General features: G+C 63.5%; 22 protein-coding genes. 9 read left to right on the top strand and 13 right to left on the bottom strand.

The features are described 5' to 3' along the window. The first annotated feature begins 7 nt into the window (after nucleotides 1-7). Complete coding sequence (locus tag Har1131_RS11295; RefSeq protein WP_014040162.1) at nucleotides 8-1,129, top strand: DUF373 family protein; 1,122 nt, start codon at nucleotides 8-10, stop codon at nucleotides 1,127-1,129. Nucleotides 1,130-1,164: 35 nt separating this feature from the next. Beyond that, nucleotides 1,165-1,884 (top strand): diphthine--ammonia ligase, encoded by a 720-nt coding sequence (locus tag Har1131_RS11290; protein ID WP_151146457.1) that lies wholly within the window; start codon nucleotides 1,165-1,167, stop codon nucleotides 1,882-1,884. Nucleotides 1,885-1,912: 28 nt separating this feature from the next. Here the strand turns inward: Har1131_RS11290 and Har1131_RS11285 are convergent, their stop codons facing one another. After that, nucleotides 1,913-2,881: a sugar phosphate nucleotidyltransferase gene (locus Har1131_RS11285; protein WP_151146454.1), complete on the bottom strand. Its 969-nt coding sequence runs from the start codon at nucleotides 2,879-2,881 to the stop codon at nucleotides 1,913-1,915. 84 nt (nucleotides 2,882-2,965) lie between these two features. On the opposite strand from Har1131_RS11285, the gene Har1131_RS11280 reads away from it, so the two are divergent. Continuing rightward, nucleotides 2,966-3,613 carry an NUDIX hydrolase gene (locus Har1131_RS11280; protein ID WP_050037944.1) on the top strand — a complete coding sequence of 216 codons (648 nt, stop codon included), beginning with the start codon at nucleotides 2,966-2,968 and terminating at the stop codon, nucleotides 3,611-3,613. A 25-nt stretch (nucleotides 3,614-3,638) separates the two neighbouring features. On the opposite strand, the gene mce is transcribed toward Har1131_RS11280, so the two are convergent. Next, nucleotides 3,639-4,028: a methylmalonyl-CoA epimerase gene (mce, locus tag Har1131_RS11275; RefSeq protein WP_151146451.1), complete on the bottom strand. Its 390-nt coding sequence runs from the start codon at nucleotides 4,026-4,028 to the stop codon at nucleotides 3,639-3,641. 81 nt (nucleotides 4,029-4,109) lie between these two features. Then, complete coding sequence (locus tag Har1131_RS11270; RefSeq protein WP_050037945.1) at nucleotides 4,110-5,792, bottom strand: methylmalonyl-CoA mutase; 1,683 nt, start codon at nucleotides 5,790-5,792, stop codon at nucleotides 4,110-4,112. A 128-nt stretch (nucleotides 5,793-5,920) separates the two neighbouring features. Here Har1131_RS11270 and Har1131_RS11265 point away from each other — a divergent pair, with 128 nt between their 5' ends. Beyond that, the gene (locus tag Har1131_RS11265; protein ID WP_014040168.1) at nucleotides 5,921-6,394 is read left to right on the top strand and encodes a peptidylprolyl isomerase; all 474 of its coding nucleotides are present in this window, start codon (nucleotides 5,921-5,923) and stop codon (nucleotides 6,392-6,394) included. A gap of 19 nt (nucleotides 6,395-6,413) precedes the next feature. Here the strand turns inward: Har1131_RS11265 and Har1131_RS11260 are convergent, their stop codons facing one another. Then, on the bottom strand, nucleotides 6,414-6,998 hold the full coding sequence (locus Har1131_RS11260) for a GNAT family N-acetyltransferase (protein WP_014040169.1): 585 nt from the start codon (nucleotides 6,996-6,998) through the stop codon (nucleotides 6,414-6,416). 108 nt (nucleotides 6,999-7,106) lie between these two features. On the opposite strand from Har1131_RS11260, the gene Har1131_RS11255 reads away from it, so the two are divergent. Then, entirely contained in the window at nucleotides 7,107-7,811 is a 705-nt protein-coding gene (locus Har1131_RS11255; protein WP_014040170.1) for a helix-turn-helix domain-containing protein, read from the top strand. Nucleotides 7,812-7,839: 28 nt separating this feature from the next. Here the strand turns inward: Har1131_RS11255 and Har1131_RS11250 are convergent, their stop codons facing one another. The 5 genes from Har1131_RS11250 to Har1131_RS11230 are packed head-to-tail and all read right to left on the bottom strand — an operon-like array spanning nucleotide 7,840 to nucleotide 12,778. Next, the gene (locus Har1131_RS11250) at nucleotides 7,840-8,577 is read right to left on the bottom strand and encodes an ABC transporter ATP-binding protein (protein WP_014040171.1); all 738 of its coding nucleotides are present in this window, start codon (nucleotides 8,575-8,577) and stop codon (nucleotides 7,840-7,842) included. Further along, nucleotides 8,570-9,325, bottom strand: a complete 756-nt coding sequence (locus Har1131_RS11245) for an ABC transporter ATP-binding protein (RefSeq protein WP_014040172.1) — start codon at nucleotides 9,323-9,325, stop codon at nucleotides 8,570-8,572. Before Har1131_RS11245 ends, Har1131_RS11250 begins: the two co-directional genes overlap by 8 nt. A 1-nt stretch (nucleotide 9,326) precedes the next feature. Beyond that, entirely contained in the window at nucleotides 9,327-10,475 is a 1,149-nt protein-coding gene (locus tag Har1131_RS11240) for a branched-chain amino acid ABC transporter permease (protein ID WP_151146446.1), read from the bottom strand. Further along, nucleotides 10,475-11,419: a branched-chain amino acid ABC transporter permease gene (locus Har1131_RS11235; RefSeq protein ID WP_151103296.1), complete on the bottom strand. Its 945-nt coding sequence runs from the start codon at nucleotides 11,417-11,419 to the stop codon at nucleotides 10,475-10,477. The genes Har1131_RS11240 and Har1131_RS11235 overlap by 1 nt, the downstream gene beginning before the upstream one ends. A 9-nt stretch (nucleotides 11,420-11,428) precedes the next feature. After that, complete coding sequence (locus Har1131_RS11230) at nucleotides 11,429-12,778, bottom strand: ABC transporter substrate-binding protein (protein WP_151146443.1); 1,350 nt, start codon at nucleotides 12,776-12,778, stop codon at nucleotides 11,429-11,431. 245 nt (nucleotides 12,779-13,023) lie between these two features. Here Har1131_RS11230 and Har1131_RS11225 point away from each other — a divergent pair, with 245 nt between their 5' ends. Next, entirely contained in the window at nucleotides 13,024-13,893 is an 870-nt protein-coding gene (locus Har1131_RS11225; protein ID WP_050037951.1) for an SDR family oxidoreductase, read from the top strand. Nucleotides 13,894-14,036: 143 nt separating this feature from the next. Next, on the top strand, nucleotides 14,037-16,058 hold the full coding sequence (locus Har1131_RS11220) for an AMP-binding protein (protein ID WP_151146440.1): 2,022 nt from the start codon (nucleotides 14,037-14,039) through the stop codon (nucleotides 16,056-16,058). On the opposite strand, the gene Har1131_RS11215 is transcribed toward Har1131_RS11220, so the two are convergent. Together Har1131_RS11215 and Har1131_RS11210 are read right to left on the bottom strand one after the other, a co-directional pair. Continuing rightward, complete coding sequence (locus Har1131_RS11215; protein WP_151146437.1) at nucleotides 16,059-17,249, bottom strand: MFS transporter; 1,191 nt, start codon at nucleotides 17,247-17,249, stop codon at nucleotides 16,059-16,061. A 702-nt stretch (nucleotides 17,250-17,951) separates the two neighbouring features. After that, entirely contained in the window at nucleotides 17,952-18,929 is a 978-nt protein-coding gene (locus Har1131_RS11210) for a phosphoadenosine phosphosulfate reductase family protein (protein ID WP_005534748.1), read from the bottom strand. Nucleotides 18,930-19,065: 136 nt separating this feature from the next. On the opposite strand from Har1131_RS11210, the gene Har1131_RS11205 reads away from it, so the two are divergent. Continuing rightward, a complete protein-coding gene (locus tag Har1131_RS11205) occupies nucleotides 19,066-19,683 on the top strand; it encodes a stage II sporulation protein M (protein ID WP_008309491.1) in 618 nt (205 codons plus the stop codon). A gap of 73 nt (nucleotides 19,684-19,756) precedes the next feature. Here Har1131_RS11205 and Har1131_RS11200 read toward each other — a convergent pair whose 3' ends face one another. Beyond that, nucleotides 19,757-20,359 (bottom strand): hypothetical protein, encoded by a 603-nt coding sequence (locus tag Har1131_RS11200; protein ID WP_008309489.1) that lies wholly within the window; start codon nucleotides 20,357-20,359, stop codon nucleotides 19,757-19,759. A 195-nt stretch (nucleotides 20,360-20,554) separates the two neighbouring features. Then, complete coding sequence (locus tag Har1131_RS11195; protein WP_014040180.1) at nucleotides 20,555-20,887, bottom strand: 2Fe-2S iron-sulfur cluster-binding protein; 333 nt, start codon at nucleotides 20,885-20,887, stop codon at nucleotides 20,555-20,557. Between the two features lie 183 nt (nucleotides 20,888-21,070). Here Har1131_RS11195 and Har1131_RS11190 point away from each other — a divergent pair, with 183 nt between their 5' ends. Further along, a complete protein-coding gene (locus Har1131_RS11190; RefSeq protein ID WP_151146434.1) occupies nucleotides 21,071-22,489 on the top strand; it encodes a geranylgeranyl reductase family protein in 1,419 nt (472 codons plus the stop codon). The last annotated feature ends 146 nt before the right edge of the window (nucleotides 22,490-22,635 follow it).

Below are 22,635 nucleotides of genomic sequence, written 5' to 3'. Positions count from 1 at the left end.
CCGTAGTGTGACTACGCTGGTGGTGTGTATCGACAGGGACAGTCCGGCCGCAGCGGCGTGTCCCGTCGTCGGCCGCGACGCCGTCGAGTCACTCATCACGCAGACGGGCGTCGTAGACCCGGAAGACAGCCGGGTCAACTGTTTGCTGGAAGGGCTCGCGGTCGCGGACGAACTCGAAGCCGAGGGGTCCTCGCCGGTGCTTGCCGTCGTCGGCGGCGGGAGCGACAGTGTCGGCTCGGACCGGGAGATCGCCAGCCAGATCGACGACCTGGTCGCCAAGCACGACCCGGACTCCGCGGTCGTCGTCGTCGACAGTGCCGACGACGAGCGGCTGGTTCCCATCATCGAGAGTCGCGTCCAGGTCGACGCCGTCGACCGGGTCGTCGTTCGTCAGGCCCGCGACATCGAATCCACGTACTACCTGCTCAAGCAGTTCCTGGCCGACGAGGAACTGCGCAAGACGGTGCTGGTCCCCGTCGGGATCATCATGCTCGCGTTCCCGCTGTTGCTCGTCGTCACCAGCCCGACCATCGCCGTCGGCGCTATCGCGGCCGCCATCGGCGTATTCCTCATCTACAAGGGACTGGGTATCGACGCATACCTCTCCCGACTTCCCAGCCAGACCCGGGAAGCCCTGTACTCGGGACAGGTGTCGCTCGTGACCTACGTCGTCGCCGCCGGCCTCTCGCTCGTCGGCATCTTCGCCGGCGTGCTGGGCGTCTCGGCGGTCGGCGATATCAGCCCCTTCCTGCTTGCGAACCGCTTTGCCTTCGCGTCCGTGCCGTGGCTGACCGGCGCGGCGCTGGCCGCTTCGCTCGGTCGCCTGCTGGACGAACTCATCCAGCAGGAAGGGGTCCGGAGCGCGTACGTGAACCTCCCCTTCGGTGCGGTCGCGGTCGGGCTGGTCGTTCGCGGCTTTTCTGCGTACTTCCTCGAACGCGGTGGCGTGTTCGAGCCGTTTCAGGTGCCGGAGACGAACCTCGGCATCGTTCAGGTCCAGGGGTTCATACTGGAGGCGGGGACCCGCCTCGGGCTGTTCATCCTCGCAGGTATCCTCATCAGCATCGTCGGCGTCCGGGTGGCGACCTACGTCAGCCACACCGATATCGAGGACGAACTGGTGGAATAGACAGCGATTTACGCCGCCGCCGGCTACCGGCGGCTATGACAGACGGCGCGTGGGTTTCGCTGTTCTCCGGCGGCAAAGACTCCTCGTGGGCGTTGTACCGGGCACTGGAACGGGGCCACCCTGTCGAACATCTGGTGACGGTCCACCCGGAGGGCGACTCCTACATGTACCACGTTCCGGCGACTCGACTGGCCCGCTTGGCCGCCGAGAGTATCGGTATCCCACTGGTGGAAATCGAGCCCGATGACTTCGAGGCCGACGACGTGCTCAACTCCGGCGACCAGGGCGACGCCGAACTCGAACCGCTGGAGGCCGCGCTACGCGAACTCGACGCCGAACTGGACGGCGGCATCACCGGCGTCACCGCTGGCGCAGTCGAGAGCGAGTACCAGACGACCCGCATCGAATCGATGGCCGACCGGCTCGAAGCCAACGTGTTCGCGCCGCTGTGGCAAGAGAACCCACGCGACCTCGCCGACGCGATGCTCGACGCCGGCTTCGAGATACGGATCATCCGCGTGGCCGCCTACGGGCTCGATGAGTCCTGGCTGGGTCGCACGCTCGATGCCGACGCGCTCGACGAACTGGAGGCGCTCAACGAGGAGTACGGCGTCCACATTCTCGGGGAAGGCGGCGAGTTCGAGACGCTCGTCACCGACGGCCCCCACATGGACCGCCGGATCGAACTTGAGTACGAGACGGAGTGGGACGGCAGTCGCGGGACGCTACAGATCGAAGACGCGTGGCTGGCGTAATCGGGAGAATCAAGACGGCTAGGCGGAGTCAGTCGCCGTTCGTCAACTGTGTGTGTGCACCGATGAGCGCTCCGGCGAGGTCCAGACTCTCGACCTGCGTATCCCGGTCGATAATCGACTGGCGGATGTCCGAATCGAGGATAGTCGTATCCGGGAACACGATGGCCCGGTCGAGACTGGAGTTGACGACCTCGGCCCCCGAGAGGACGTGTACGTTCTCGCCGAGCGTGGTGTTCTCGATGGTGGCGTCCTCTGCGACGACGTTGTCGCCGTCGAGTTCCCACGCGACGGCCTCCAGATAGCTTTCGGGCGTCCCGATGTCGTACCAGGCGTCGTCGAAGGTGAACGCCCGGACCGGACCGTCGTCGACGAGCCACTGGATGAACCAGCCGGGTTCGTCGGGGTTGTTTCCATCTTCGAGATACTCGTTGAAGCGAATCGCATCGGCCGGGAACGCGTAGCAGGCAATCGAGACGAGCGTGCTGTTGGGGTCGTCGGGCTTCTCTTGAAAGTCCATGACTTCCTCGCCGTCCAGTTCGATGAGGCCGTAGGAACTCGCCTTCTCCCGCGAGCCGACGTCGTAGGCGGCCAGCGTGGGGTCGTCGTACTGCTCGAAGTAATCGACGAAATCGGCGATGTCGAAGCTGATGAGGTTGTCGCCAGCGATGACCAGCAGGTCCTCGTCGCCGAGCCCCTCCCGGTCGACCAGTTGGGCGAGCGCGCCGACGACGCCGAACTTCTCGTCCTCTTCGGCGGTTTCCTCGACGGTCAGGGACGGCTTCTCGAAACTACTCGCGGCGATGTGGTCCCGGAAGTCGTCGGCAAAGCGCTGATTCGTACTGACGAACACGTCCGAGATGCGATCGTCCTTCTCCAGTTCGCCCAGAATCCGGTCGATGACAGTCGTCTCACCGACTGGAAGCAGCATTTTGGGCCGGTTCTTGGTGACAGGCCAGAGCCGGGTGGCGTACCCGCCTGCGAGGACAATCGCTTTCATGTCCGGAAGCAGACAACCAGAATACAAGTTCTTTTTCATCGGCTGGACCGCGGCACTTATCGGTGGCCCGCAGTATCACCTCGTATGACTGGCGACGACACCCCGGCCGACGCGGAGGCCGGCGACGCGAACCTCACAGAGAAAATCAACCAGACGAACGTCGACAAGCGCATTGCGAGCCTGGAAGCGGCCTACGACGAGGTTCCGGTCACCGAGGAGGCCTTCGAGCTGTCGCCCGACGAATACGCTAACGTGTTCGCTGCGACACGCGGGACCGGCTACTCCGGAAACAGCGTCGTGTTCGTCACTCGGGACGGCTCCGAGTTCCCGGAGCTAAGCGACCAGATACCCGATCAGGCGGCCGGCGACACCCGCAACCGCGTTCTGCTGGTGCTGGGCCGCGGCGCTGATATGTGGGCGCTGCCGGGCGGCGGCAAAGGCGACGAATACGAATCGGTACAGGGGACCGCCGTCCGCCGCGTCAACGAACAGACCGGCATCCGCTGTACGGTCACCGGCGTCGCAGAGGTCGTTCACTCGAAGTACTATCCGGATACCGACGCACAGGGATCGGTACACACGCTAGACATCTACCTCGAAGCGGAGTACAAGAAGGGAAGCCTCGATGTGGACGAGTCGGAACTCGTTGGAGCGGCGTGGTTCGCGGAGCCGCCCGAGCGGCTCACGCCCGGTGCCGAAGAACGGTTTGCAGCGTTGCTCGACGACGAGTGAATCCGGGCCCGGGACGAGAAGCCGATTAGTGTTCGACTAACTCCACGAGCACCCCGCCGGTCGTCTTCGGATGGAGAAAGGCCACGTCGTGTCCCCACGCGCCGGGCCGCGGCTTCTCGTCTATGAGGTCGATGCCGCAGTCACTGACTGTCTCTAGCGCGGCAGCGATGTCGTCTGTCTCCAGGGCGACGTGATGGATTCCCGGGCCGTTGCTGTCGAGATATCTGGGAATCGCGCCGTCGGCGTCCGGCAGCGGTTCCAACAGTTCGAAGTACCCGTTGCCCATCTCCAGAAACGTCACCTGCAGGCCGTCGAACGTCTCCTCGTGGACGACCGGTGCTTCGAAAGCCTCGGCGAACAGTTCCACGAGCGGAGCGGCGTCGTCAGTTGCGATACCGGCGTGGTCGAATCGCATGGACGGCCGTACACCGGGGTAGCTTATAATTCTGGAGCACAGATGGCTCGAAAACAGGACGGTCCCGCGTTTCGACCGACCTTACATCGACGAACCGGGCTGATACTCGCCGAACACGTCCCGGAGCACGTCACACACCTCGCCGGTCGTGGCGTACACCTTCACGGCGTCGATGATGTAGGGCATGACGTTCTCGTCGCCCTCGGCGGCCCCCCGGAGCGCGTCGAGTTTCGCCTCGACGGCCTCCTCGTCGCGCTCCTCCCGGACGGTGGCCACGTTGTCTTGCTGGGCCTGTTCGACGGCCTCGTCGACCTCTTCGATGTCCTGTTCTCCTTCTTCTTCGACCTGATACTCGTTGACGCCGACGATGATGCGCTCGCCGGCCTCCTGTTCGCGCTGGCGCTCGAAGGCCACGTCCTGGATCTGGCGCTGGACCCACTGCTCCTCGATGGAGCGGCGCATCCCGCCGCGGTCGTCGACCTCCTCGATGAGGTCGCGGGCCTCGGCTTCGAGTTCGTCGGTCAGCGACTCGACGTAGTAGCTGCCGGCTAACGGGTCGATTGTGTCGGCCGCGCCGGATTCGTGGGCGAGTATTTGCTGGGTCCGCAGCGCAGTCCTGACAGACTGCTCGGTCGGCAGGCCGATGGCCTCGTCCTTGCCGTTGGTGTGGAGGCTCTGGGTCCCGCCGAGGACCGCCGCGAGTGCCTGGTAGGACACGCGTACGACGTTGTTCTCGATCTGCTGGGCGGTCAGCGTCGAGCCGGCGGTCTGAGTGTGGAACTTCAGTTGCTTGGACTTGGGGTTCTGGGCGTCGAAGCGCTCGTCCATGATTTTCGCCCAGAGGCGACGCGCGGCCCGGAACTTCGCCACCTCCTCGAAGATGTTGTTGTAGGAGGCGAAAAAGAACGACAGTTGCGGGGCGAACTCGTCGACATCGAGGCCGGCCTCGATGGCTGCCTCGACGTACTCGATGCCGTCCCCCAGCGTGAACGCGATTTCCTGAGCAGCCGTCGAGCCGGCCTCGCGGATGTGATACCCCGAGATGGAGATGGTGTTGAACTTCGGCGTCTCGGCGGCGCAGAACTCGAAGATGTCGGTGATGAGCCGCATCGACGGCTCCGGCGGGTAGATGAACGTGTTCCGGGCGATGTACTCCTTGAGAACGTCGTTCTGGATGGTCCCGCGGAGTTCCTCGCGGTCGACGCCCTGCTTGTCGCCGACGGCGATGTACATCGCCAGCAGCACCGACGCGGGGGCGTTGATGGTCATGCTGGTCGACACCTCGTCCAACGGGATGCCGTCGAACACGGTCTCCATGTCGTCCAGCGAGTCGATGGCGACGCCGGTTTTGCCGACTTCGCCGGCAGCCATCGCGTGGTCGGAGTCGTAACCCATCTGCGTCGGGAGGTCGAACGCCATCGAGAGCCCAGTCTGGCCCTGGTCGAGTAGGTAGTTGAACCGCTCGTTGGTCTCCGTCGCAGTTCCCATCCCGGCGTACTGGCGCATCGTCCAGAGTCGGCCTCGATAGCCGGTCGGATACACGCCGCGGGTGTACGGTTCCTGGCCGGGGAAGCCCAGATCCTCTTCGTAGTCGAGATCGGAGATGTCTTCAGGGGTGTACAGACGGTCTACTTCGTGTCCCTCGGTGTCCGTGGTGAACGTCTCCTTGCGTTCGCCAAAGCGGTCGACGGTGGGCTGGACGTCGTCTTCCTCCCACTGAGCCTTCGACTCCCGTATCTCTTCCAGCTCGTCGGGGTCAAACATGGACGGATTGTCGGACGGCGGAGGCTTAAGGGTTCTTAAATCCTTCACGGTTTGTAATGCATCCCGTCACGATACGGCAGCGCGCTGTTCCGAGGTGGGTTTATATCGTCGGTATCTATCGAGGACGTATGCCAATCGAACCGGGAGACGGCGTCACCATCGAGTACGTCGGCCGCTTCGAGGACGGGAGCGTCTTCGATACGTCACGTCCCGAAGTCGCCAGAGAGCACGGACTCATCGAGGCACAGGGCGTCGAGGCGAGCGAGTACGCACCGCTTTCCTTCACCGTCGGTGCAGGGGATATCATCGAAGGGATCGACGAGGCCATCGTCGGAATGACTGCGGGTGAGGAGGCCACTGTCACGGTGCCTCCGGCGAAAGCCTACGGGGAGTTCCAGGCCGACCGCGTCCGCGAGTACGACCCCGAGACGTTCGAGGGTATGGTCGGAAAAGAGCCGGAGGTCGGGCTCCACGTCGAGGCCGAGAACGGCCTGCACGGGGACGTGACTGCGGTCCGTGACGACGCTGTCGAGGTGGATTTCAACCACGAACTGTCCGGCAAGACGCTCGTGTTCGATATCGAAGTCGTCGACGTCAGATAATCCGTCCGTCGTCGGATAATCAGTCGCCCGTGTCGTACTTGTAGGTCGCTTCGTCGGGATCGATGCCGAAGTCCTCGGGTCCCTCCTCCGGCTCGGGTTCCTCGGACTCGCCGGCACTGGCCTGCTTGAACCGTTTGCGGAGGTGCCCCGGTACTTCGAAGCGGTCGATGGCCACCCGGAGCGGCACCGCGTCGGGCTGGATGTTCTCCTGTTTGGTCGCGAGCCGGTCCCGGAGCCGGTCGGGGAGTTGCGCCGGTTCGATGCGCTCGAAGCCGAACTGGGAGAGATACTCCGAGGCGTTCGTCAGCGAGTAGACTGTGTCGAACCCCTCGTCGCCGGCGTACTCGACCAGGCGCTCGATGACGTGTGCGCCGACCCCCTGGTTGCGCCACTCCGGCAGCACGCCGATACTGGTCAGTTCACAGACGGACTCCTCGTCGCCCTTGTGGATACGGATACGACCGAAGCCCGCCTTTTCGTGGCTCTCCTCGTCGATAGCGACGACGTAGTCCCGGGATCTGAAAGCCGTCTCGTCCAGCCCCATCTCCTCGATACGGTCGAGCAACCAGACTTCCTCTCGGTTTTTCGCATCCCGGACGTACATACTCGAAAGTTAACTGCCGCAGTCAAAAGGGTTTGCGGCGTAACTGGCACGGTCGAGTTACGTAGCGGATAGGCAATCACTAAGAGAGTTCAACATGATTGATTACTCATGATCTCGCTCGAGATGGACATGGTCCAGTACGACTGTCCGTATATCGACACAACACGGGACTACGAAGTGTCGTTTCTGGCCAAGCAGTGGGATTTCCACCCTGTCGAGCGGGAGTTGGAGACGCGGATCATGGTCAACGGCGCAGACCGGGAGGAACTGGATCGCGGGCTGAACGCGCTCGAAGCACACGACCACATGGAGTCCTATCAGCTCCTCCGCCGGAAAGGCGACCTGGCGCTCATCCGCTCACGAATCGACGAGACGAACGCGATGAGCGTCATCCGCGACCACAGCGGCTACATTACCGGGCCGTTCCGCATCCGGAACGGGTCGGAAATCTGGCACGTCGGCTTCGATACCGAACGCGTCGCGGAGGGCACCCTGTCGGAACTGGAGCGGGACAACGACTACACCATCCGGTCCCGCGAATCGGTCGATCTGGAGGACTACTACGACCTGCTGCAGAACATCGACTCGGCAAAGCGGCTGGTCGATGGCTGCCGGGAGCTGTCGGATGTGGAGCGGGACACGCTGGAGAAAGCCGTCGAGGGCGGCTACTTCGACACGCCGCGGGACGCCACCCTGTCGTCGCTCGCCGAGGAGTTCGATGTCTCTAAGATGGCTATTTCGAAGAATCTGCGCCGCAGCCAGCGGAAAATCCTCGACCGCGTCACGACGGCGATGAACGACGTGACCGAGTAGGCCACCGATCCGGCGCTCCGGTTTTCCGCTACTCCGTACCGCTCCCCTGCATCAATTTCTGGATGTCTTCGTCGGCCGCCAACTCCTCCGGGTCGCCGCTGGCGACGATGTCGCCCCGTTCGATGACGTACAGGCGGTCGACGACATCGGGGACGTGCGTGACGTTGGACTCCGCGATGAGCACCGCGATGTCGCGGTCGTTAATCTCCCGGATGTAGCGTTTGAGGCTCTCGACGACGACCGGGGCTAGCCCCTCTAGCGGTTCGTCGAGGATGAGCAGGTCGGGCTGAAGCGCTAGCGCCCGGCCAATAGCGACCATCTTTGCCTGGCCGCCACTGAGGTTCTGGACCTTCGCGTCCCGGCGGTCGTCGAGTTCGGTCAGCACGTCGTAGACGCTCTCGATGACCGCGTCCTCGTCGTCGATACCGCGGGCCTTCCCACTGGTCCAGATGGGGAGCCGGAAGTTTTCGTCGACAGTCATCCCGGTGAACAGCTTCCGGTCCTCGGGCTGGTAGCCGATGCCCCGCTTGGGAATCAGCTCCGATCGGATGTCGGTCAGCTCCTCGCCGCGGAACCGGACCGAGCCGCTCCAGACTGGCGTCAGGCCCATGATGCCCCGGAAGGTACTCGTCTTGCCGGCCCCGTTCCGGCCGACGAGGCCGACCGCCTCGCCGGCGTTTACGTCGAGGTCGACGTCCTCGGTCACCTGAAACCCCTCGACGGCGGCGTTGAGACCGCGGACGGACAGCAGGGCGTCGCTACTCATCGTCACCCACCCCCAGGAGGAGCCGTCGGAGTTCGTCGTCCGTTTCGAGCATCGTCGGCGGACCGACCCCGTGGACGGTCCCCTGATGGAGGGCGACGACGCGGTCGGCGTACTCGGTGACGATGTCCATGTCGTGCTCGATGGTGACCGTCGTGACGCCCTCGGCTCGGCCGACCTCGACGATGGTCTCGATGACGTACTCCTTCTCGCGGGTCGACACCCCGGAGGTCGGCTCGTCGAGCAGGAGGTAGTCCGGGTCGAGACCGAACGACATCGCTACGTCCAGTAGCTTCCGGTCGCCGTGGGGCAGTTCCTCGGCAATGGTATCGGCCGCGTCTTCGAGCCGGAACTTCGCAAGCAGTTCATCGACCTGTTTTTCGACCTCCTCGTGACCGTCGGCCATCGAGAAAAGGCTCCAGGTCTTGCCCTGTTCGGTCAGCACCACCGTCCGGAGGTTCTCCCGGACCGTCATCTCCTCGAACACCTTGACGACCTGGAAGCTCCGGGCGATGCCGGCGTCGACGCGCCCGTTTGCCGACATGCCGGTGATGTCGTCGCCGTCGAGGACGATGGAGCCCTCGTCCGGCGAGAGAAAGCCGGTCAGCAGGTTGATGAACGTCGTCTTCCCGGCCCCGTTCGGGCCGACGATGAAGACGAGTTCGCCGTCCTCTTTCCCGAACTCAAGCGTGATGTCGTCAGTTGCGACCAGTTCACCGAAGGACTTCCGCAGATTGCGTGCTTCGAGCATATCAGTCGACTCCGAAGAGGATTATTCGCAGGCTGGTCAGCGACTCGGCCACCTTCTGCTCTATCGATTGCACGGCGGTCCGGCCCCACGATGACAGGACGGAGGGCTCTCGACGCAGTTCATTGAGCCGCGTGTTGACGATGCCGCCGGACCGGAGCGAGCCGACGATTCCCCGCGGGAAGCCGTACACCAGGATCAGGAGCACCACACCGGTCAGGAACTCGTAGTACTGGGTCACGTCTTGCCCCACGTCCTGCAGGAAGACGAGCACGACACCGCCGATGAGCGGGCCGGCAAGCGTCCGGAACCCACCCAGAATCGCCATGAACAGGATGTCACCGGACCGGAGGAAAAACAGCGTCCCCTCCGGACGGACGTACTGGCGGACGACGGCGTACAGCCCGCCCGCGACGCCGCCGTAGATGCCCGAGATGACGAACGCGGCCCAGACGTAGCGGCGGACCGGCAGGCCGATGAACCGCGCCCGGGTCCGTTCCTGCCCGATGGCGTCGAGGGCGTTTCGGAACGGCGACTGCGTGATGCGGTACATCACGAACAGGCCGATGAGGATGACGACCACTGTCAGGTAATACGTCAAGATCTGGTACACGTCGGGGCTAAACGCGGTCCCGAACAGGAGCGGCTGGTTCGCCGGCCCCGGCCGGATCGGGAGCCCGTCGCTCCCGCCGAGCGCGCTCTGGCCGAGCGCGATGGCGTACAGGAGCTGGCCGAAGGCCAGCGTCAGGAGGGCGAAGTACAGCCCGGTGTGTCGCAGGGATAGCACTCCGATGATGGCCGCCATCACCGTCGCGGCGGCGATGGCCCCGAGCAACAGCAGGCCGACGCTCTGGACGCCGGCGTAGCGGGCCAGCACTGCGGTCGCGTACGCGCCGGTGCCGAAGAAGGCCGCGTGGCCGAACGACGTGAGCTTCGTGTGGCGAAGCAGGAGGTTCAGCCCGACCGCCGCGAAGCCAAACAGCAGGCCCTGGTGGATGACGCTGAGCTGGAGGCTGTCCGAGAGGCTCGCGACGTCGGGAATGATGAACAGGAACACCACCCCGAGGGCGAGGAAGGCCGCCTCCCGGCGAGTCACTTCGACCCCGAGGAAGCGGTACGCCGGCGTCCCGTCGCGGTCGACGCGCTCCGGCATCACGCCGTCTCACCCCACGTCCCGAACAGCCCTTCGGGCTTGACTAGCAGGATTAGCGCCATGATAGCGAACGGGGCGGCGATCTCGCCCGGCGGGTACAGCGTAATCATCCAGCTCCGGATGACACCGACCAGGAGCGCGCCGACGAATGCCCCCCGGAGGCTGCCGAGGCCGCCGATGACGATGACGACGAAGGAAAGCACCAGCGGGTTGGTGCCCATTTCGAGCGTTGCCGACGTGGGCGGGACCGCCATTGCACCGGCGAAACCGGCGAGGAAGGCTCCGAGCGCGAACACCAGCGTGAACACGCGGTCGGTGCTGACGCCGATGGCGGTGGCCATCTCGCGGTCGATGGCCGTCGCGCGGATGATGCGCCCCGTCTTTGTGCGCTCGAAGAACCAGAACAGGCCCACGACGACGACCGAGCCGACGAGGATGACGAACACGTTGTAAGTCGGGTAGTTCAGCCCGACGAGTTCGCTCGTCGGAATCGTGTTGATGGCGCTGTACACGGCGTCGGTCCGTATCGAACTGTCCCCCCAGATGAACTTCTTCACGTCGAGGAGGATGAGCAAGAGGGCGAAGGTCAGCACCAGCTGGTACACCTGGTCGCGGTCGTAGATCTGCCGGAGGAACACCGCCTCGAAGAGGGTCCCGACGGGGAGGAGGATGGCTGCTGTCACCAGAACGGCTGCGAGAACCGCGAGAACGAACACGGCGGTACCGACGACGCCGCCGCCCGGCGGGCCGATAACGCCGATGATGAACCCGAACACGCCGATGGCAGTGTACGCGCCAAGCGAGAACAGCTCTCCGTGGGCGAGGTTCAGCACGTCCAGAATGCCGAGGATGACGGTCAGTCCCGAGGCGATCATGAACAGGATGAACCCGAACTGGATGCCGTTGAGCGTCTGGACGAGCGCGGCTGTGGGTGTTACGGCCATGGCTCGGTATCAGGCGCTCCAGCTGTCCAGCCAGTCGCTGCCGGTGACGCCCGGCGGCGGCGCGGTCTCGGTCGCCGCGTAGGTGTTCACGTCGTCGAGCCTGGCCGCGCCGAGGTCGTCGTCGTACACCATCTGGCCGGCGAAGGAGTTCGACGCGCCCTGGTGGTCCTCGGCCATGTTGTGGTAGCCGGCCGGTGTGAAGAAGCCGTGACCCTCCAGAACCTGCGCGATTTGCTCCTGGCTCGGGTAGGTGCCCAGCAGGTCGATGGCCTTCTCAACGGCCGTCGCCCACGCGGTGACCGCGCCGTAGCCGCTCATGTAGTGAGCCGTCGGGACCGTCACGCCCTCTTGCTGTGTCGCGGCGTCGAACAGCTCCCGGCCGGGCTGCCAGTTGCCCAGCGCCGGCTTCCCCCAGTAGTAGTTGCGCGACCCGGAGTAGATATCCGCCCCGGCCAGCGCGTCGCCCGGTACGTCGCCGGCCGCGCTGTACAGCGTCGTGCCGAACACCGTCGTGTTCTCGAACATGTCGTTGGCGTTCGCTTGTCGCACGAATGTCGTCACGTCGCCGCCCCACAGGCTGGAGAAGGTCACGTCCGGCTCCTCGTTGTTGATCGAGGTGATGTGGTTCGACATGTCGCTGGCTCCGAGTTCCGGGAACCCCTCGTAGACGATTTCGGCGTCCGTGAGTTTCTGGATTGCCTGCGTGAACACCCGCATCTCGTCCTCGCCGAAGGAGTAGCCGGGGTTGACCCCGGCGACGGTCGAGATGTTGTCCGCACCGATGCGCTCGACGGCCTCGCGGGCCATCGTCACCACCTCCATGATGTCGTAGTTCTGGAAACGGAAGGAGTAGGTCGGGTCAGGGACGGTCTCCTCGTAGAGCGTCGTCACCGTCCCGTCGGTGCTGACGTTGATGATCTCGTTTTTCTCGACTTCGGGGGCGATCTGGCTGTGCGTGCCGCTGGAAATCGGGCCGAACGTGACCTCTTTTCCCTCCTCGATGAACTGGTTGTAGCTGTCGAGCGGGTTCGACCCCTCGTTGACGACGTCCAGTTCGATTTCGCGTTGTCCACCGACACCGCCCGCTTCGTTGATGCGCTGGACGGCGAGTTCGGCCCCGCGCTGGGCCTGGATACCGAGTACGCCCGGTGCGCCACGCGTGAACGTCAACAACCCGGCCTGTATCGGGTCGTCGGAGATATCGCCACCGGACTGCCCGCCCTGGTCCGCTGTTTCACCGTCGCTCAGCAGCGTCGAGCAGCCAGCGAGTGCTGCGGCGACGGCCGAGCCGCCGACGGCGGAGAGCAGTTGTCGCCTGCCGATGCCACCAGTGTCATGGTCCGTTGTCGTTTGTTCCATAGGTGTGTCCCAATACGCCCCGGATGAGTCCGGGATGTCTGGTCACGCGGTGTGTGCCACGCTCACAGGGATGACTGATTCTTCCGACGTAACCCCCGAATAACGGGAGGTTTACACGTAAACCACGTCGTCGGTGAGACAGCGGAGCAGCGTTCTCGCGCCGGGCTGTGACAGCACCACACGGTCAGTCGGGTATACATGTCAACCCGCCCCTATTCGGACATGTCTAGAGAACGTGTGACTGAATGGCATCCAGCACCTCTCACGAACGGCTCGAAGTCGAGCCCATCGACGAGTCCTCGATCCTGTTCGTCGACGACGACCACTACACGAGCGACACGGTCTGTCTGGTGACCGGCGGCGGATCGGGCATCGGCCGGGCGACAGCGCTGGCGATGGCCGCCAACGGGGTGACTGCCGTCGCCACGGATATCGACGAAGACGGTCTCGCTGAGGTCGCGGACACGGCGGCGGACCTCGACCTTGATGGGGCCGTCGAGACCGTGGCCGGCGACCTCGCAAACGACGCGGATATCGAGTCCATCGTCGAGACCGCGGCCTCCCACGGCACCATACGGTATCTCGCGAACATCGCCGGCCTCCAGCACATCGACGCCATCGAGGACTTCCCGATGGAGACGTACGACCAGATGCACGACGTAATGCTTCGCGCGCCGCTCGCGCTGTCGAAGCGCGTCATCCCTCACATCCGCGGGACCGACGACGGCGTAGGTGCCATCGGGAACATGGCATCGGTCCACGGCCATTACGTTACCTCGGATAAGGTGGCCTACAACGTCTCGAAGTTCGGCCTGCGGGGACTGACACAGTCTATCGCCGCGGAAGGCGGTGACGGGCTCCGTGGGTTCTCTATCAGTACCGGCTACGTCAAGACGCCGCTGGTGGTCGACCAGATTCCCGACACCGCCGAGCAACGTGGCATCAGCGTCGACGAGGTCATCGACGACGTGATGCTGGGCCAGGCGCGGGTCAAAGAGATGATGGACCCCATTGACGTGGCGAACCTCTTCGTGTTCGGGCTCTCGACACACGCCGACCATCTCAACGGCGGGGACCTGCTGTTCGACGGCGGCATGACAACGACCTACGAGTGAGACAGTGGTGTGTGGACATGCACTGTCCCTGCGCCACACACAAGCGACGCGGAGTCGGGCTACCCCGACCGACCAACGGACGCACGGGGCAGCGGCGGTACGAGTTTATACCAGACGGCCAAACACTACGGAATACTGACGCTATGAGCGAACAAGACCACGTAGACTCCATCGTCCACGAACCGAGCCACGCGTTCGTCGAGTCGACGAACGTCTGGGAGTTCATGCAGGAATACGACATCGACAACTACGACGAACTCATCGAGCGAACGACCACAGACCTGCCCGAGGAACCCGACTCGGGCGTCGAGTGGTTCTGGGACCTGCTCCCGGAGTACCTCGACATCGAATTCTTCGACGCATACGATCAGGTCCGGGACAACAGTGAGGGTCCGCAGTTCACCGACTGGTACGCCGGTGGGACAATCAACGCTGCCCACAACGTCCTGGACCGCCACGCAGCACGGGACAGTCCGACACGAAACACAGTCGCGCTCATCTGGGAGGGCGAGCCCGGCGACGTGCGGGAGATTACGTACCACGAACTGAATCGACAGGCCAGCAAGGTAGCGAACTATCTGGAATCCGTCGGCGTCGGCACCGGCGACACCGTCGGCCTCTATATGCCGATGGTCCCCGAAGTCGCGTCGATACTGTACGGCTGTCTCAAAGTCGGCGCGATTGCCGTGCCGATTTTCTCCGGGTTCGGCGTCGACGCGACGGCGACCCGCATCGCCGATGCCGAGTGCTCCGTCCTGTTCACTGGTGACGGCTTCTATCGCCGGGGCTCCGGTGTCCACCTCAAGGAAAGCGCCGACGAGGCCATCAAGCAGGCCGGCGAGGAACTCGGGACGACACCGGTCGAACACACTGTCGTCTATGACCGCCTCGGTATCGCGGACGACCCCGACGAGACCATCCGCTGGACCCGCCGCGACGAGTGGTGGGACGAAGCGATAGAGACCGCCAACGACGAGTACGCGGCGAAGGAACTCCCGAGCAACCAGGAGTCGATGCTGCTGTACTCCTCCGGGACGACCGGGAAACCGAAGGGCATCGTCCACACGCACGCCGGCGCACTCATGCAGGCGGCCAAGGAGATCTACTTCGGCTTCGACCACAAGCCAAGCGACCGTTTCTTCTGGGTAAGCGACATCGGCTGGATGATGGGGCCCTGGACGCTGCTCGGGAACCACGCCTTCGGCGGCACCGTCTTCATGTACGAGGGTGCGCCGGACCACCCCGAACCGGACCGCTTCTGGGAGATGATCGACCGCCACGACATCACCACCTTCGGTGTCTCGCCGACCGCGATTCGGGCGCTCCGAAAGAAGGGAGACGAGTGGCTGGAGGGCCACGACCTCTCCAGCCTCCGGTTGCTGGGCTCGACCGGCGAACCCTGGGACCCCGAGAGCTGGCTGTGGTTCCACGAAAACGTCGGGAACGAGGACTGTCCAATCATCAACATCTCCGGCGGGACCGAGATAATGGGCTGTTTCCTCATGCCGATGCCGATTCAATCGCTCAAACCCTGCACACTTGGCGGTCCGGGACTGGGGATGGATATCGACATCGTTGATTCCGATGGCGAATCGATAGCCGACACCCACGAGCGCGGCTATCTGGTCGCGAGAAACTCCTGTCCGTCGATGACCCGGTCGCTCTGGTCGGGCGACGACCGCTACCTGCATGAGTACTGGTCGACCTGGGACGACGTCTGGGACCACGGCGACTGGGCGCAGAAAGACGAGGACGGTCTCTGGTTCCTCCACGGCCGGGCCGACGACGTGCTCAACGTCGCCGGGCGGAAGGTCGGACCGGCGGAGGTCGAGGGTGCGGCGATGGAACACGACGCCGTCAATCAGGCCGCCGCCGTCGGTGCGCCGGACGACACCACCGGCACTGCCGTCGTCCTCTACGCCGTGCTGGAACCCGGCTACGAACCCGACGACGACCTCCGGGACGACATCCGCGCCGCCGTCGGCGAGGAACTCGGCAAGCCGTTCCGGCCCCGAGAAGTACTGTTCGTCGATGAGTTCCCCAAGACCCAGAGCGGGAAAATAATCCGCCGGGCAATCGCCGGCGTCTACCGCGGCGAGGACCTGGGCGACATGTCCAGCATCGAGAACCCGGACGCACTGGACGAGGTCCGCGAGGCGTCGTAGTCAGCCCCCGACGGCGTCCTCGGCCGGCTTCTCCAGCCGGAGCAATCCAGGGAGCGCCAGCACCGCGAGGACGACTTCTGTCCCGCCGGCGACAAAGAACGCGACTGCGTAGCCGAAGGCTCCCGCGACGGTACCGCCGATGAGGATGCCGGCGAGGAAGCCGACGCTACCGAAGATGTTGAACCCGGCCATAGCGGTCCCGCGCTCCGTCTCGCCGGCGAGGTCCGAAACGAGCGCCATTGTCGCCGGAGCCATCAGTGCGCCGATGACACCGGTCAGTACCATCCCCGCACCGGCGATGGTCACCGTCGGCGCTTGCCCGACGCCGATAACGGTGAGCCCGTACAGTACCGATCCGGCGACGATGGGTGCGGTTCGACCGATGCGGTCCGAGAGCACGCCGAAGGGGTACTGCAGGAGGGCGAACGGCGCGAAAAACAGCGCCAGCATGACGCCGGTTTCGCCGGGTCCCAGTTGGAACGTCTCCCTGAAGTACAGGGTTCCGACAAGCGCGAAAAATCCCGCGGTGAGCCGGTCGATGAACCCGAAGGCGTACGGCACGCCGAGGGTCGGTCGCTGTTTGAGCCCGGACACGGTCGCAGCCAGGCCCGACCGCCCGTCCGACGGTGCGCGGTCGGTCACGAGCAGGGCGGCCACTGCGACGACGAGCGACAACGCGCTCGCCACGTACAGCGGGAGCGTGGTCTGGATTTCGTACAGTTGGCCGCCCAGTGGCGCACCGAGCGCCGTTCCACTGCCGATAGCGATGCCTGCCGCCCCCATGTTCTTGCCGTGGCCGCCGCCGAGATCCATCAGCATCGTCATCGCCAGCGAGAACGCCGCGATGGTGGCTCCGCCCTGAAGCGCTCGCAGGACCAGCACGCCGGCAAACGGGAGCGAGACAGCGCCGGGGAGCCACGCGATGAGGGCGTACAGCACTGCGCCGGCGCCCGCCCCGCCGATGATGAACGGCGTGCGCCGTCCGGTGGCGTCGCTGAGCACGCCCCATACGCCAGCGAAGACGACGAAAGACCCGAACTCAGCGGCCAGGAACCACATGCTCGCGTTCAGGTCCGTCGTCGCACCCAGCGACCGGACGAGCCTGTCGACACCCGGATACAGCAAGACCTGCGCCAGTAAAACGGCGAAGATAACGCCCGCGAGAACGCCCCGGTCTGTGCGGTCCGTCACAGACAACGGATACAGCGAGCCGAGAAAAATAGATGTCGACCCGAATACGTGACGCTAATCGTAGGATTCCACAACTATCTACCACAGAACGTCGCAGCCGCTAACTCGGGCCAAACCGCCTTACTCAGCGCTATGCGGCGGAACGAACCCGCAGTTCGAACAGCCGTTGTGCTTCGTCGTCTGGTAGCTCAATTCCGCCCCGCAGTTCGGACAGTTGTACTGGTCTGAACTCATTCACCTACTCGTATTGTTCGACAGTACCTAAACCTTTTCTCGACAATCGTCTATAACGTTTTTTCGGCCGCGTTACGGGACGTAGCGAGGCTTAGACTGCAATCAACCGGCTTGTGGGACGGATAATTGCATCGTTCAGAAAGGATGAACAAGGGTCTAAAACGGGTATTGGTCGCCGCCTGTAGCCGTTGCCGCGCACATAACGGCAGCCGTGTCCACTCTGTGCGTTCGACCACACCGGGTCCGGGATTGCTGCCGGCGCGGAATACATCGACTCCTGTCGAAGTGTTAGAGTGACAATATTCAGTGCTGATAGGGGCTTCTGTGCTCCGGGGGTCAGCTACCGGCGACCACTCGTCTCGGTCGACAGGCGGATTCGGCCGTGTATTTACTGTTTGTCGTGGCGAACGTCGCTACTGAGACAGCAAGAGAAACAGCGATACGGAACCGGCGTCGTTCCGTGGCCGTTTACATGTAGCCGAGGTCGCGCAGGCGCTCCATCAGGTCTTCCTTGTCCTGGGCGCGGCCGGCGCGCTCGGTCGTGTTCGCCATGTCCTGCAGCCAAGCGGGCTCTTCGGCGGACTTGTCGGTGCTGACCTCGCTCCCGAGCGAACGGAATCCGGCGAAGTACTTCGGCGAGACCGGCACGTCTTCCTTCTCGATGCCCTCAGGCAGGTCGTCCTGTCCCTGCGGGACGTAGCCGTCGTCCGGGTAGCCCTCGACGGTGTCCGGGACGACGAAGTTCCAGAAGGCCTCCCACACGTCGGCTTCCGCGAACTGGAGAATCGACTGGATGCGGTCGTGCGGCGGGTAGATGTCCGGGTCGTGACGCGGCGAGAAGAACGTCTCGTCGGCGCGGGACTCCTGCTCGTCCCAGCGGATGCCCGACAGGATGCCGTCGACGTCGTGCTCCTCGATAGTGTCGTTGAGCGCCACCGTCTTCAGGAGGTGGTTGCCGACGTAGGTGTCGAGCAGGAACGGGAACGTGTCCTCCTCGTATTCGAGGATGTTCCGAATGTGGTGCTGGTTGTGCTCAGAGAGTTCGTCGACGGGGATGTCGTCACCCGGTTCGAGGCCGTTTTCGTCGACGTAGTTGCCCACGTCCTCGTTGCGCGCCCAGATGACGTCGAGGTCCCACTCGTCGGCCCAGTGTTCGACGAAGTCGATGAGTTCGTCGAAGTGCTGATAGTGGTCGATGAAGACGACCGGGGGTACTTCGAGGTCGAAGCGCTCGGCGACTTCCTTGACGAAGTACAGCGTCAGCGTCGAGTCCTTGCCGCCGGTCCACATCACGACAGGGTTCTCGTACTCTTCGAGGCCGGTCTTCGTGACCTCGATTGCCTTCTCGATCTTGTGGTTGACAGTCGGGTACTCTTCGGGGTCTTCGCCTTCCCCGTCAGTGTAATCAACGTCCAGATAGTCCGGGAACTCTGCTGATTCGGACATAGTGTAATGAGATATAATTACGAGTGCCAAGTACTTTTTGGATGGCCGACAGGTGTGTGAGGCGGTGGCAAATAAAACGGCGGCCGCGCCCGTTCAGGTCACTCGGGTTTTTTGCTGCCGGCGCGAAAGGCGTGGTATGGACGACCGCCCAACCCTCCCGGCTCGCCTCTTTCACCGCTGGCTGTTGCGCTATGTCCCTGTAGCCGCGCTGATCCTGATAGTCAGTGGACTCCTCGGGTACGGACTCGGCAGTCAGGTACCCGCCGAGTGGCTTCAGAACCCCGGAACGACCGGCGAGAATCCCTTCATGCCGGCTGAGCTCACGACAGTCTCTCTGACCGTTAACAACCTCGGGGCGTTGCTCGTGATGGCACTCGGCGCTATCTCGCTCGGTTCGATGACGGTCCTGTCGCTCGTCTTGAACGGACTGCTCATCGGGGTCGTCGTCGGTATCGCACTCAAGCAGGTCTCGCCCGTCGTCGTCGCCGCGCTCATCGTCCCACACGGCCTCATCGAGATCCCCGCACTGCTCATCGTCGCCGCCGTCGGGCTCCGGTTCGGGTGGCGCACGATACAGTACATCCGCGGCCGCACAAACGAACTGGTTACTGGACAGGATCTCCGGGAAGCCGGCTGGCTGCTTGCGACGGCCGCCGTGCTAATCGTGATTGCGGCCTACATCGAAGCGAACCTCACAATCGAAATCGCGTCACGGTTCACGGACGCCGATCTCTCGGGCATCACGCCAGCGTAGCGGTTCGGACCGTCCGCTATTCTGTGTTGAGCTACGGCTCAGCAAAATTGAATCCGTGACCGGACTACGCGCGTTACGAGATGAACTCGTTGTCGCGCCAGTTGACGCCCTCTTCTTCCTCGCCGTCGCGGGGTTCCTCTGCAACGTTGATCGCGGCGGGTCGCTCTTCCCCATCGACGATGCGGACAGCTTCGAGTTCCTCGTCGACCGCCGCAATTGCCGTCAGCGTGCCCTTTTCCGCGACTTTCGCGACCTCACACAGGACCTCGAACATCGCGTACTGGAGCGCTGTGTTCTGGAGCACGGTCTCGCGGTCGCCCTTGAAGCAGGCGTACTCAACGAGTTCGGACTCGATTTCTTCCTCTTCCTCTTCGAGTGCGCCCCACTGGGGGCCACCGCCGGAACTCCCGGTACTTGCGGCCCCGGGCGGTCCCATCTCGTCGGGGTCTTCCTCGTACACCCGATTCTCCGTGACGCTGGCCTTGAGCTGGGCCGTCGGGGTGTACTTACTCATGGAGTCGTCTTTGGCGACAGCGCTGACGATTAGCGTATTGTTTCGACGGGTGATGTCGATGTCAGCGATTTCGGGGGGAAGGTCCGGATCCTCGAAGAAATCGTAGGCGTCTTCCAGTGGCAGTTCAAGTGTCGAGTGAAGTCTGTATACGCGGCTGGTCATGGTTGGGGAAGCGTGTATCAGTCGTCGAAGGCCGTCCGCTGACGCTGTAGTCACTACTCTATAGGGGCCACTTGCTTATATGACCTGTCCTTCATTCGCGGTTTCACCGCTCTATATCAGGCAATATATCAGGCGTATGTTAAAGGTATTTACAGACCTTCTAGCAGGCTATATGGTAGTGGTATTCAGTGCCTACTAGTCGTCCGCAGGCGTGGGATCGCCGTCCTCCAGGTCGACATCCGCTTCAATACTGGGCGGGTACTTCCCGCGGTCGAGTTTCAGGTCCGACTGCGGCCGCGCCATGCAAGTCAGTGCGTAGTCCTCCCGTTCCCGGTCGGTCAGTCCGCGGGCGGCAGGCTGGGTAACCGACCCCTCGACAATCTTCGCCGAGCAGGCCAGGCACATCCCCACGCGGCAGGAGTACTCCTGGGCGATACCCTCCTCGATACACCGCGAGAGAATCGTCTCCTTCTCGGAGACGGTGATTTCCTCGCCCGTCCCCACGAACGTCACCGTGTACTCGGTCATGCTCGGCCCTTTGACACCCCCCAGCAAAACTCTTTATCACCGCTGTCCCGGAGTGAAACGGACCGCTGTCCGTCAATGCCGCATGACGCACCCGTAGTCGGCTGTGCATCGCAGAAACAGTTATAGCAGTGCGTAAAACCGATAGTCGGAATAATTTTCTCTCTCCGGGCAGGACGGGAGTGCATGACCACACACCAGGACGGCAACGCCGGCGGAGCGTCGGCGACTGCACGGACCGTTTCCGTGGACGTTGTCGTCGTCGGGGCCGGGACATCCGGCTGTTACGCCGCAGCGACCATTGCGGACGCGGGCTACGACGTCGTCATCGTAGAGCGCAAAGACGAAACCGAGGCCGGCCACATCGCCTGCGGGGACGCACTAAAAGGAGCCAGCGACTTCCCTGAAGCGATTCCGAAGTCACAGCTCGAACCGGCGTTTACCAACACCGATGTCGACCACGGCCGGTTCGAGATTCCACAGGAGGACACCGTTCTCGAAATTCCCGTGCCGGGCGAACTCGCCGTCATCGACCGCTGGGAGTACGGTCGCTGTCTCATCGAGGGTGCAAACGACAGCGGTGTGGAGTTCCACTACGACACGGTCGTTCAGGACGTGTTGCAGGACGACAGCGGCCGCGTGACAGGCGTGAAAGCCATGCGGAAAGGCGACCCCGTCACATACGAGGGTGACATGGTCATCGACGGGGCCGGCGCGCTCTCGATTCTGCAGGACAAGACCGACCTCGAAGACGCGACCTTCGACACGAACGTCCAGTACTCGCAGTTTTGCTCCGCCTACCGGGAGATTATCGAGGTTGACGAGCCGGTCGAGTGGGACGACGCGCTCGTGTTCAAGCCGACCGAGCGCTCCGCCGGCTACCTCTGGTACTTCCCGCGTACGGACACGGAGATCAACGCCGGCCTCGGTTTCCAGATGAACGAGGAGCCGATGGAACTGGTCGACGACCTCAAGCGCGACCTGCAGGGCCGAAGCGAGTTCAAGGGCGCGGAGGTACAGGATAAACTCGGCGCTGCGCTGCCGACGCGCCGGCCATACGACTCCGCCGTCGCACCCGGATTCATGGCCGTCGGGGATGCCGCTGGACACGTCAATCCAACCACCGGCGGCGGTATCGCCGGTGCGGCCTACGCCGGGACCTACGCCGCCGAACAGGCAATCGAGGCTATCGAATCCGGCCGGACGGACGACGAAGCCGCGCTCTGGGAGTACAACGAGCGCGTGATGGAGCACTTCGGCGCCCGGTACGCGGCGCTTGACGTGTACAACATCTTCACCACCGCCTACGACGTCGACGACCTGATGGCGCTGCTGGCCGCGTTACCCGGCGAGAAGCTCGCCGAGGCGCTGTACGGCGGCTCGACCAGTATCGGGCTCGGACTCAAAATCAAGATGGCAGTCAAGAGCATCGGCCACTTGGGGACCATCCGGGACCTCTACCAGACGAAAAAGGCTGCCGACCGGCTGCTGGACCATTACCAATCCTACCCCAGCGACCGCAGCGGCTTCGAGGCCTGGCAGCGCGAGCGTGATTCGATTATGGACGATATCTACGAAGTCACTGGCGCAGAGCCCAAGTACTGATTCCGCGGCTCGTTGCGTTTTCCGTTTGATTCTGATATTCTGGCGCGGGGTTGCCAGCAGCAGCGACGGCGTTTCGAACAGCTATTCGGATAGTAGTTGCTGAAATCATGAACTATAGTTCTGAACAACAAGTTTTATTATTTAAC

This window comes from Haloarcula sp. CBA1131 (assembly GCF_008728975.1).
In the GTDB taxonomy this organism is placed as follows: domain Archaea; phylum Halobacteriota; class Halobacteria; order Halobacteriales; family Haloarculaceae; genus Haloarcula; species Haloarcula hispanica.
Note: the sequence above shows the minus strand (reverse complement) of the source record. Positions and strands in the feature narration are given on the sequence as shown.